The 10,630-nt window shown below is 72.7% G+C and carries 10 protein-coding genes; 4 read left to right on the top strand and 6 right to left on the bottom strand.

Going from position 1 to position 10,630, the window contains the following annotated elements; translation table 11 throughout:
* Positions 1-193: 193 nt before the first annotated feature.
* Entirely contained in the window at positions 194-814 is a 621-nt protein-coding gene (locus tag ACLZN2_RS31875) for an RBBP9/YdeN family alpha/beta hydrolase (protein ID WP_416982862.1), read from the bottom strand.
* 50 nt (positions 815-864) lie between these two features.
* Between ACLZN2_RS31875 and ACLZN2_RS31870 the strand changes: the two genes are divergently transcribed.
* A complete protein-coding gene (locus tag ACLZN2_RS31870) occupies positions 865-1,815 on the top strand; it encodes a LysR family transcriptional regulator (RefSeq protein ID WP_416982861.1) in 951 nt (316 codons plus the stop codon).
* Positions 1,816-1,839: 24 nt separating this feature from the next.
* On the opposite strand, the gene ACLZN2_RS31865 is transcribed toward ACLZN2_RS31870, so the two are convergent.
* The 4 genes from ACLZN2_RS31865 to ACLZN2_RS31850 are packed head-to-tail and all read right to left on the bottom strand — an operon-like array spanning position 1,840 to position 5,045.
* Complete coding sequence (locus tag ACLZN2_RS31865) at positions 1,840-2,196, bottom strand: hypothetical protein (RefSeq protein ID WP_416982860.1); 357 nt, start codon at positions 2,194-2,196, stop codon at positions 1,840-1,842.
* Positions 2,193-2,837 (bottom strand): GNAT family N-acetyltransferase, encoded by a 645-nt coding sequence (locus ACLZN2_RS31860; protein WP_416982859.1) that lies wholly within the window; start codon positions 2,835-2,837, stop codon positions 2,193-2,195. Before ACLZN2_RS31860 ends, ACLZN2_RS31865 begins: the two co-directional genes overlap by 4 nt.
* A complete protein-coding gene (gene aroA, locus ACLZN2_RS31855) occupies positions 2,834-4,069 on the bottom strand; it encodes a 3-phosphoshikimate 1-carboxyvinyltransferase (RefSeq protein ID WP_416982858.1) in 1,236 nt (411 codons plus the stop codon). Before aroA ends, ACLZN2_RS31860 begins: the two co-directional genes overlap by 4 nt.
* 4 nt (positions 4,070-4,073) lie before the next feature.
* Complete coding sequence (locus ACLZN2_RS31850) at positions 4,074-5,045, bottom strand: EamA family transporter (protein ID WP_416982857.1); 972 nt, start codon at positions 5,043-5,045, stop codon at positions 4,074-4,076.
* A gap of 87 nt (positions 5,046-5,132) precedes the next feature.
* On the opposite strand from ACLZN2_RS31850, the gene ACLZN2_RS31845 reads away from it, so the two are divergent.
* From ACLZN2_RS31845 to ACLZN2_RS31835, 3 genes are all read left to right on the top strand, one after another.
* Positions 5,133-6,035 carry a LysR family transcriptional regulator gene (locus ACLZN2_RS31845; RefSeq protein ID WP_416982856.1) on the top strand — a complete coding sequence of 301 codons (903 nt, stop codon included), beginning with the start codon at positions 5,133-5,135 and terminating at the stop codon, positions 6,033-6,035.
* Positions 6,036-6,078: 43 nt separating this feature from the next.
* Positions 6,079-6,981 carry a haloalkane dehalogenase gene (locus ACLZN2_RS31840; RefSeq protein WP_416982855.1) on the top strand — a complete coding sequence of 301 codons (903 nt, stop codon included), beginning with the start codon at positions 6,079-6,081 and terminating at the stop codon, positions 6,979-6,981.
* 284 nt (positions 6,982-7,265) lie between these two features.
* Positions 7,266-9,110 (top strand): glycoside hydrolase family 3 protein, encoded by a 1,845-nt coding sequence (locus ACLZN2_RS31835; RefSeq protein WP_416982854.1) that lies wholly within the window; start codon positions 7,266-7,268, stop codon positions 9,108-9,110.
* A gap of 30 nt (positions 9,111-9,140) precedes the next feature.
* Here ACLZN2_RS31835 and ACLZN2_RS31830 read toward each other — a convergent pair whose 3' ends face one another.
* Positions 9,141-10,565, bottom strand: a complete 1,425-nt coding sequence (locus ACLZN2_RS31830) for a S28 family serine protease (protein WP_416982853.1) — start codon at positions 10,563-10,565, stop codon at positions 9,141-9,143.
* Between the last annotated feature and the right edge of the window lie 65 nt (positions 10,566-10,630).

Here is a 10,630-nt window from a genome sequence, read left to right as displayed (position 1 = left end):
GGGGTGACCGTCTCTCCGGGGGCTGCCGCCCCCGGGCCCCCGCTTCGGCCCTGAACGGGCCTCGTCCTCAAACGCCGGACGGGCTATTTTACCGGCCTGCGCTGAAAAGGTGCCGTCCCCGGCGGGTGGGTGGGGGATCGGGACGGCACGCGCTCGGCCCCAGACGCCGGACGGGCTGATTTTTAGCCTGCGCTTACGGGCGGACCGTGAGTTTCGTCGTCGGGTCCACGCACCACTCCAGCACCGACGGCCAGGCGCCGTAGCCCGCGTCCAGGTCCAGGTGGGCTGCTCCGGGGAGGATGGTGGCGGTGAGGCCCAGGGGTGTGCCGTAGGCCTGTTGGGCGCCCTCGGGGAGGTAGGGGTCGTTGTCGCCGGCGACCAGGTGGGTGGGGGTGGGGAGGTGCAGGCCGGCCAGGGGTGGGGGTGCGAACTCCGCGATCTCCGGGTGGCGTTGGACCACGGAGGGGGAGGGTGGGGCAACCAGGAGGACGCGGTCCGGGTGGGTCACGCCGGGAAGGGCGCGGGCGGCGGCGTGGAGCCAGAGGACGGCGGAGAGGCTGTGGGCCACCACGACCCGTTCGGAGGTGGTGGCGGTGTCGAAGTCGGCCAGGAAGCCCTCCAGTTGGGTCAGCCAGGTCTCCAGGGACGGGGTGTCCGGGTCGGGGAGTTGCGGGTACGTGACGGGGTGACCGAGGGCGGTGAGGCGGTCGGCCAGCCAGTGCTGCCAGTGGGCCTCGGGGCGGTGGTTCTGCCAGCCGTGCAGGATGAGGACGGAGGGCGAGGGTGAGGGTGAGGGTGAGGGTGTGGTGGGCATGTTTCGATCATTCCCTCCCCCCATCAGGCAGGTCCAGTTAATCTTCTGCGGTGGAACCGTTAAGCACCGCCTTCACTTTCGATCTGCGCCGCCTCACCGTCCTGCGCGAACTCCAGCGCCGCGGCAGCCTCGCCCGCACCGCCCAGGCCCTGCACCTCACCCCCTCGGCGATCTCCCAGCAGCTCGCCACCCTCGCCCGCGAGCTCGGCGTCCCCCTCACCGAACGCGACGGCCGCGGCGTACGGCTCACCGGTCAGGCCCGGGTCCTGCTCGCCCACGCCGACGTCATCGCCGCCCAGCTGGAGCGGGCCCGCGCCGATCTCGCGGCGTACACCGACGGCGGCCGGGGCACGGTGACCGTCGGCTGTTTCTCCAGCGGCATCCTGGGGCTGCTGCCCGCCGCGCTGCGGGGCCTGCGCGAGCGGCTGTCGCAGCTGCGCGTCGACGTCGTCGAGGCCGAGCCGCCGGATCTGTTCACCGCGCTCGACGCGGGGCAGGTCGATGTCGCCGTGGCCGTCGACTTCGCCGCCGCTCCCCCGCACACCGACCCCCGCTACAGCCGCGAGGACCTCCTCACCGACGTCCTCGACATCGCCCTCCCGCCCGGCCATCCCCTCGCGGAACGCGCCGAGGTGCCCCTGCGGGAGCTGGCCAGGGATGTGTGGATCGTCGGCGATGCGGCGAGCTGCTGCGGTGCGGTGACCCGTTCGGTGTGCGCGGCGGCCGGGTTCACCCCCGACATCCGGCACGCCGTCGGTGACTGGGCCGCGCTGGCCGCCCTGGTCGAGGCGGGGGCGGGGGTGGCGCTCGTGCCCCGGCTGGTGCGCTCGGTCCATGTCCGGCGCTCCCTCGCGCTCCGCCCCGCCGAGGGCGAGACCCCGTCGCGGAACGTCTTCCTCGCCGTACGGGCCGGGGCGGAGGGGGATCCGGTGCTGGGGGCCGTACGAGATGAGTTGCGTGCGGCGGCGGCAGCTGTCGTACACCGCCCGGCCCTCAGGTGATCAGGTGATCAGGTGATCAGGTGATCAGGTGACGATCGCGCTGACGACCAGGGCCAGCCAGACCACACACACCGCCGCCGCCCGGAGCTGGACGATCCCGGCGAGGATCCCGCGCAGCCGCCCGCCCGCCGGAAGGGCGCGCAGGGCCCAGGTGAGCAGCAGCGACGCCCCGGCCCCGTACGCGAGGAGGAAGAAGGGGCGGGCGCCGGGGTAGTCGGGGTCCCAGGGATCGTGTGCCTGGTTCTCCAGGTGGAGGAGCATGGCGAGGGCGTACCAGAGGCATGCGCTGCCGCCCGTGAGCACGGTCTCCGTCGCGGCGGACGGCATCGGTCCGCGCCGCACCCAGTCGCGGTACGTCGTCTCCGCCCCGGTGAACCTCATGCGCCCGTACCCGCCAGGAAGCCCGCCACCCGGCGCTCCAGCGCTTCCCTCCGCTCGGGCCACTCGTCCGCCGTGATCGCGAACATCGCGGAGTCGCGCAGGCGGCCCTCCTCGCCCGGGGCCCGTGAGATCGACCAGTTGCGCAGGACTCCCTCGAAGCGGGCGCCCACGCTCGCAATGGCCGCGCGGGAGCGGTCGTTGCGGGCGTCCGTCTTCAGGTCCACGCGGGAGACGCCCCAGTCGTCGAAGGCGTGGCGGAACAGCAGCAGCTTGGCCTCCGCGTTGACGCCCGTGCCCTGGGCGGAGGCCGCCAGCCAGGTGAAGCCGATCTCGACGGCGTCCAGTCGGCCGTCGCCCCGCCAGTCCCGCGGCTCGCAGTAGCCGGTGACGCCGACCGCGCGGCCGGAGACGAGGGACACCTGGGCGTAGGGCACGACCAGGCCGGCCGCCGCGGCGTCGAGCTTGGCGTCGATGTAGGCGGCGACCCCGTCGCCCCGCGGGACCTCGGTGAAGCCGTACGTCTCCCGGTTCTCCGCCGCCGCCACCGCCAACCCGGCCGCGTGCCGGTGCTCCAACGGCTCCAGACGCACCAACGAGCCTTCCAGTACGTCCCGTACCAGGCCCTTCGACGTGAAACTCACCCGCAGATCTCCCCCTTCAACCGCGCGAACGCCTCATGGAAACCCGGGAAAGTCTTGCGGACGCAGCCCGGGTCGTCGAACGAGATTCCGGGGGTGCGCAGACCGGTCACCGCGAAGGACATGACGATGCGGTGGTCGCCGTACGTCTTGATCTCCGCGCCGCTCGGCACACCCGGCCGGATCTCGATCCAGTCCTCGCCCGTCGCCACGTCCACGCCCAGCCGGCGCAGGTTCTCCGCGCAGGCGTCGAGACGGTCGCACTCCTTCACACGGGTGTTCGCGACGTCCTCGATGCGCACCGGGCCCGAGGCGAAGGGCGCGATCGCGGCAAGGGTCGGCATGGTGTCGGAGATGTCCCGCATGTTGACGGTGACGCCGTGGAGTTCGCCGGTGCCCTTGACGGTGGTGCGGTCCGCGCCGATCTCCACCAGCGCGCCCATCCTGCGCAGCACCTCCACGAAGCCCAGGTCGCCCTGGAGCGCGCCCTCGCCGAGGCCTGCCACGGTGACCTCGCCGCCGGTGAGCGCGGCCGCCGCGAAGAAGTAGCTGGAGGTGGAGGCGTCGGGTTCGATCGGGTACGTGGTGGCACGGTAGCCGCCCGGCGGGACGACGTACGTGTCGCCCTCCCGGCCGACCTCCACGCCGAACGACCGCATCATCGCGATCGTGATCTCCACATACGGCACGGAGACCAGGTCGGTGACGGTGATGCGCAGGCCGGTGCGGGTGAGCGGGCCGAGCAGGAGGAGGGCGGTCAGGTACTGGGAGGACTGGCCCGCGTCCAGCACCACCTCGCCGCCCTCGACGCCGTGCGCGGTGACGGTGAGCGGATGGTGGCCCTCCGCCTCCTCGTGCCGCAGGTCCACACCGAGGTCACGCAGGGCGCGGGTGAGCGGGAGCAGGGGGCGGCGGCGCATCTGGGGCGAGGCGTCGAAGCGGTAGGTGCCGTGGCCGACGGCGGCGAGGGTGGGCAGGAAGCGGGCGGTCGTCGCGCCGTCCCGGCAGTAGACGTCGGCCTCGGTGACGGCGGGGCCCTGGGGGCGGCCGTCGACCTGCCAGCTGTCCGGGGTGCGGCCGACGCGGTAGCCGAGCCGGGCCAGTCCTTCGGCGAAGCCCTCCGTGTCGTCCGAACGCAGGGGCCGCTGCAGGGTGGTGACACCGTCGGCGGCGGCCGCGAGGAACAGGGCACGGGCGGTGATGGACTTGGAACCGGGAATGTCGACGAGGGCCATGCCCTCATGATCCCGTGCGCGACCCCTCGGACGGGAGCAAGTCCACGAGATGGACCGACGAGGGGGCGGGCGCCGGTGACTTTTCCACGGCCTCTACGGCCTCTGCCCGAACTGCCCCCGCCCGCCCCGGTGCCAGTGACGTCAGCGCCACCCCGCCCACCAGCAGGGCCGCCGCGCACCAGCGCAGGCCGCTCACCGGCTCGCCGAGGAACAGGGCCGCCGCCGACATGCCGAAGACGGGGACCAGGAGGGAGAAGGGGGCGACGGTGGACGCGGGGTGGCGGCGCAGGAGCCGGCCCCAGGCGCCGAAGCCGAAGACCGTCGTGACCCAGGCGACGTAGACGACCGTGCCGGCGCCCTGCCAGTCGAGGGCGCGCAGGGCGTCGTAGTCCCGGCTCGGGCCCTCCGTCAGCAGGGAGAGGGCGAGCAGGGGCAGGACCGGGACCGTGCTCACCCAGACCATGAAGTTCAGGGAGTCCGGCGGGGAGGCCTTGCGGGTGAGGACGTTGGAGGCGCCCCAGCAGGCCGCCGCCGCGACGCACAGGGCGAAGGCGCCGAGCGGGCCGGAGGAGCCCTCGTCCACGGCCGCGACCCCGATCCCGGCGAGGGCGATCAGCATGCCCAGCACCCGCGCCCGGGAGGGCCGTTCGCCGAGCACGGCGAAGGCGATGACCGCCGTGAACACCGCCTGGATCTGCAGGACCAGGGAGGACAGTCCGGCCGGCATGCCCGTGTCCATCGAGACGAAGAGCAGTCCGAACTTCGCCACGCCCAGCACCAGCCCCACCGCCACGATCCACTTCCACGCCACCTTCGGCCGACCCACGAAGAAGACCGCGGGCACGGCCGCCACCAGGAACCGCAGGGCGGAGAAGAGCAGGGGCGGGAAGTGGCCGAGGCCGATCTCGATGACGGTGAAGTTGACGCCCCAGACGGCGGCGACGAGGACGGCGAGGGTGAGGTGGGCTGGTCGCATGCGTCGAGGATCACCCACCCCGATCGTGAAGCACCAGCGATGATTGCTGCATGGTCGGATGAAGCAACGCTACCGATTGGATCTCCGGTGCTCGATCTCCAGCGCCTGCGCGCCCTGCACGCCGTCTCCGTCCACGGCACCGTCGGCGCCGCGGCCGCCGCGCTCGGCTACACCCCCTCCGCCGTCTCCCAGCAGATCGCCAAGCTGGAACGGGAGACGAGGACGGTTCTCCTCGAACGGGAGGGACGGGGCATCCGCCTCACCGACGAGGCACTTCAACTCGCCGCCATCGCCAAGGAGTTGCTGGCGATCGTCGAGCGGGCCGAGACCGAGCTGGAGGAGCGGCGCGGGGTGCCGGCCGGACGGCTGGACATCGCCGCGTTCCCGTCGGCGGCGCGTGGCCTGCTGCCCTCCGTCCTCGCCGAGCTCGCCCGCGCCCACCCCGCCCTGGACGCCCGGCTCTGCGAGGTCGACCCGCATCTGTCGGTTGACCTGGTCGCGAAGGGGGCGGTGGACCTCGCGGTCGCGCACGACTGGGACATCGCCCCGCTGCCCGCCCCCGCGGGCGTCGAGCAGGCGGTGATCGGGGACGACCTGTGCGATCTGCTGGTCCCCGAGGGTCATCCCCTCGCGGGGCGTACGGCCGTACGGCGGGAGGAGCTGGGCGGCGAGCGGTGGATCTGCCAGCCGCCCGGCCGCGTCTGCCACGACTGGCTGGTACGCACCCTGCGCACGGCCGGCCACGAGCCGGACGTCGTCCACACGGCCGAGGAGAACCCGACCCTGGTCGCCCTGGTCGCCGCCGGCCTCGGCGTCGCCCTCATCCCCCGGCTGGGCCGGGGGCCCCTGCCGGCGGGGGTCGTGGAGGTCCCGCTCGACCCCATGCCCGTACGCAGGCTGTACGCGCTGTGGCGCACGGGGGCGGCCCGGCGACCGGCGATCGGGGAGGCGGTGCGGGTGTTGCGGGAGCGGTGGCCGCACTCCTCATAGGCGATAGTAGCCATGGATACAATATCCATGTACGGTATCAAGCATGCCTACGACACCAGTGCTCGACTCGTTCCTCCACCACGAGGAGCCCGGCGGGGAGACCGGCGAGGAGGCCGGCGGGGAGGCGGGCTCCGAACCCGGCGCGACCGCCTTCGTGTTCCTCCACGGCAACCCCTCCTCCTCGCACACCTGGCGCCATGTCCTCCCCGGCATCGGCGCGGGCCGCCTCCTCGCGCCCGACCTCATCGGCATGGGCCGCTCCGGCAAGCCCGACCTCGCCCACCGCTTCGACGACCACGCCCGCTACCTCGACGCCTGGTTCGACGCTCTCGGCCTGGACCGGGTGGTGCTGGTCGGTCACGACTGGGGCGGCGCCCTCGCCTTCGACTGGGCCGCGCGGCACCCGGAGCGGGTGCGCGGCCTCGCCTTCTTCGAGACCTTCGTCAAGCCGCTCGCCCGGGAGGAGCTGACGCCGCAGGCCCGGGCGCGCGCGGAGACCATCCGGTCGGAGGCCGGCGAGGCGATGCTCGACGAGAACCTCTTCGTACGGCAGGCCTACTCCGGCGGCGTCCTCACCCCGGTCTCCCCCGCCGATCTGGCCGCCTACCTCGCGCCGTACCCCACCCGGGAGAGCCGCCGCCCGCTGCTGTCCTGGGCCCGGCAGATACCGCTCGACGGCGAACCGGCCGAACTGGTCGCCCGCATCGAGGCGTACGACGCCTGGCTCGCGAAGAGCGAGGACGTACCGAAGCTGCTGCTGACCTTCGAGGGCTCGCCCACGCTGCTCGTCGGGCCGGAGACAGCCGACTGGTGCGCCCGGAACATCGCCGCCCTGGAGACGGTGGCGTGCGGCCCCGCCGGGCACCACGCGACGGAGGACCGTCCGGCCGAGATCGCGGCGGCGGTGTCCGCGTGGGCGGACCGGCATGGCCTGCGGGGCGCGTGACGGCCGAACGGGCCGCCCCAGAGCACACCAAGGCGCACCAAAGGTGCCCTCCTGCGCTCCCGCCCCGGCTTCCGGAAATCTGTGCGGCAGCGGGAACCCGTATCCCTCCCCGCTCGTCCAAGCCGCAGCCGCCGGAAGAGTCTCCTCGGTGCGGTGTCGGCCCTCGCCGCTGGCTGCGATCGCTGACCCACCCTCTCCGCCGCACCGCGGCCGGCGGCCATGCCGTCATCGGCGCGCCCCCTCCAATACGCCGATGACGGCCCCACCACGGGTAGCGTGCGCACATGCCCTCCCGACGTTCCGTCCTCGCCGCCGGCGCGGGCGTCACCGCGGCGCTCGCCGTCGGCGGCAGAGGTACGGCCCAGGCGGACCCCGGCCGCCCCTCCGCATCCGCCCTGCTGTCCCGGATGACCCTGGAGGAGAAGGTCGGCCAGCTGTTCGTGGCCCGGGTGTACGGCCACTCGGCGACCGCGCCCGACCAGGCCGACGTCGACGCCAACCTGAAGGAACTCGGCGTCCGCACCGCCGCCGAACTGGTCGCGAAGTACCGCGTGGGCGGGATCATCTACTTCACCTGGGCGCACAACACCCGCGACCCCCGGCAGATCGCCGAGCTCTCCGCCGGCATCCAGCGCGCCGCGCTCCGGCAGCCGCGCGGTGTGCCCGTGCTGATCTCCACCGACCAGGAGCACGGCATCGTCTGCCGGATCGGCAGACCGGCCACCCTCTTCCCCGGCGCGATGGCCCTCGGGGCGATGGCGCTCGGTGCAGGCGGCTCCACGGCCGACGCCCGCACCCTCGCCCGTATCGCGGGCCGCGAACTGCGCGCCATGGGCGTACGGCAGAACTACTCCCCCGTGGCCGACGTGAACGTGAACCCGGCCAACCCCGTCATCGGCGTCCGCTCCTTCGGCGCCGACCCGGAGGCGGTGGCCGCACTGGTCGCCGAGGAGGTCAGGGGGTATCAGGACGCCGGGGTCGCGGCCACCGCCAAGCACTTCCCGGGGCACGGGGACACCGCCGTCGACAGCCACACCGGCTTCCCGGTCATCACCCACACCCGCGAGGTCTGGGAACGGCTGGACGCGGTCCCCTTCCGGGCGGCGATCGCGGCCGGCGTCGACTCGATCATGACCGGGCACCTCCTGGTCCCCGCCCTCGACTCCTCCGGCGACCCGGCCACCCTCTCCCACCCCATCGTCACCGGCCTCCTGCGCGAACGCCTCGGCCACGACGGGGTCGTGGTCACCGACGCCCTCGGCATGATGGGCGTCCGCACCAAGTACGGCGACGACCGCGTCCCCGTGCTCGCCCTCAAGGCGGGCGTCGACCAGCTCCTCGACCCGCCCGACCTCGCCCTCGCCCACGGCGCGGTCCTGAAGGCCGTACAGGACGGGGAACTCACCGAGGAGCGCCTCGACGAGTCCGTGCTGCGGATCCTGCGGCTGAAGGAGAAGCTGGGGCTGCTCGCCGAGCCGTACGCCGACGCCGATCCCGTTCCCGGTGCCGATCCCGTTCCCGACGCCGTCGGCCACATGGTGGGCCGCCCCGAGCATCTGGCCGAGGCCGACCGGATCGCCGTACGGACGACGACCCTGCTGGTCAACGAGGGCCCGCTGCTCCCCCTCTCGCCCGCCGCGCACCCCCGTCTCCTGGTCGTCGGCGCGGACCCGGCCTCGCCGTCCGGCACCACGGGCCCGCCCACCGCCGTCCTGGCCACCGCCCTCACCGCGCTCGGCTTCACGGCGACGGCCCTGTCCACCGGCACGGACCCGTCCGCCGAGACGATCGAGCGGGCGGTGACGGCGGCGTCGGGCGAGGCGGACGCGGTCGTCGTGGCGACCTACAACGTCAGCGCCGCGAGCCCCCAGAGCACCCTCGTCGAACGGCTCGCGGCGACCGGCCGCCCGCTGGTGGCGGTGGCCGTCCGCAACCCGTACGACGTCGCCCACCTCCCGTCCGTACCGGCCTTCCTGGCCGCCTACTCCTGGACCGACGTCGAACTGCGCGCCGCCGCCCGCGTGATCGCGGGCGCGGCACGCCCGCAGGGCAGGCTCCCCGTGCCGGTCCAACGGGCGGACGACCCGGCGCGGGTGCTCTATCCCCTGGGCCACGGCCTGACGTACTGAGCGACCCGCGCCCGCCTGCACGACCTCAGGTCAGGGACGCAGCGTCGGCTCCCGTTCCACGTCCCGGACGTCCAGCTTCGAGTCGAACCTCGCCAGCGGCTCGGCCTCGGCCACCGCTGAGGACGAAACCCCCGCCCAGGACAGGATCCGGGCCGTGGCCAGGGTCTTCTCGTCGGCCGTGAGGCCCGCCACGTTCGCGCCGTGGTTGAGGCCGGGGGCCGTGAAGACGTAGGAGTCCTTGGAGCCCTTGCCGAGGCGGAAGCGTTCCGCGCCCCACGGGTCGTTCTGCCCGTAGACGAAGAGCATGTGGTGGGCGTTGTGCTTCACCCAGGTGTCGACGTCGCGCATCGCCCACGGCTGGAACTTCATGGAGATGTCCCGGGGGACGAAGTTGCGCGGCGGCTGGTAACCGTAGCGGATGTACTTCTTCTCGATGTGCGGGAACTGGATGGTGGGCGCGCCGAGTTGGGTGCCCGCCTGGTAGAAGTACGGGGTGTACGGGGACAGACCCTGGTCCGTGTAGAAGCTGAAGCCGGAGATCGTGTCGACCGACGTCCAGATCTCGTCGTCGGTGGCCGTGGCCGCGTTCGCCGGGATGGTGTCGCAGTCCGACAGCAGGCTGTACTGCCAGAAGCCCCAGACGTAGTCGAGGACGACGGCCTCGTAGGCGCGGTCCAGGCTGCCGACGGTGGTGAAGGTGTAGCCGTTCTCCGCCGCGTAGGCCTCGTACTTCTTCTCCAGCGGCTCGCGCCGCACCAGTGCCTCGCGCTGTACGGCGTTCAGGCGGTCGCGGCACTCCTTGGTGCCGACGGTCGCGAAGAAGCGGTCGTAGGCGGAGTCCTCGTCGTTCACGACGTCGTTGGGGGCGACGTAGGCCACCACGCCGTCCATGTCGCGCGGGTAGAAGCGCTCGTAGTACGTCGCCGTCATGCCGCCCTTCGAACCGCCGGTGGAGATCCAGTTCTTGGGGTAGAGCGGCTTGAGGGCCTTGAAGATGCGGTGCTGGTCGCTCGCCGCCTGCCAGATGTCCAGCTTGGACCAGTCGGCCGGGTCGGGGCGGGACGGCGTGAAGAAGCGGTACTCCATGGAGACCTGGTTGCCGTCGACGATCTGGGTCGGCTCGCGGCGGCTGGGGGTGGTGGAGACGTTGTAGCCACCGGTGTAGAAGACCGTGGGCCGGCTGACGTCCTTGTGCAGCACGGTGATGCGCTGCTGGAAGGTGCCGGCGGACGGGTGCCGGTGGTCGACCGGCTGGGTGTAGTTCAGGACGAAGTAGCGGTAGCCCGGGTACGGCTTCTCCTGGATCAGGCTCATGCCCGGGATGGAGAGGAGCTGGTCCTTGATGTCCGTGCTGCCGGGCTCCGGCTCGGCGGTGGCGGCGGTGGCCGCGCCCGCCGTGCTCAGCGTGCCTATGAGCACGGTGAGCGCCAGCAGCCATCTGAGCGCCTTGCGCATGCGCGTGCACCCTCCCTGTGAGACAGATGTGATCCGGAAGTTATCCGGGTCAACACCCGTCGCAC

It is taken from the genome of Streptomyces sp. T028, assembly GCF_048159505.1.
Taxonomy (GTDB): domain Bacteria; phylum Actinomycetota; class Actinomycetes; order Streptomycetales; family Streptomycetaceae; genus Streptomyces.
The sequence above is the reverse complement of the archived record's forward strand: the minus strand, read 5'-3'. Positions and strand labels throughout refer to the sequence as shown.

Coding starts and splice junctions, on each gene's coding strand:
- ACLZN2_RS31865 (WP_416982860.1), bottom strand. CDS start 2,196: ATGAGGTTCACCGGGGCGGAGACGACGTACCGCGACTGGGTGCGGCGC.
- ACLZN2_RS31835 (WP_416982854.1), top strand. CDS start 7,266: ATGCCCTCCCGACGTTCCGTCCTCGCCGCCGGCGCGGGCGTCACCGCG.
- ACLZN2_RS31850 (WP_416982857.1), bottom strand. CDS start 5,045: ATGCGACCAGCCCACCTCACCCTCGCCGTCCTCGTCGCCGCCGTCTGG.
- ACLZN2_RS31840 (WP_416982855.1), top strand. CDS start 6,079: ATGCCTACGACACCAGTGCTCGACTCGTTCCTCCACCACGAGGAGCCC.
- aroA (WP_416982858.1), bottom strand. CDS start 4,069: ATGGCCCTCGTCGACATTCCCGGTTCCAAGTCCATCACCGCCCGTGCC.
- ACLZN2_RS31830 (WP_416982853.1), bottom strand. CDS start 10,565: ATGCGCAAGGCGCTCAGATGGCTGCTGGCGCTCACCGTGCTCATAGGC.
- ACLZN2_RS31875 (WP_416982862.1), bottom strand. CDS start 814: ATGCCCACCACACCCTCACCCTCACCCTCACCCTCGCCCTCCGTCCTC.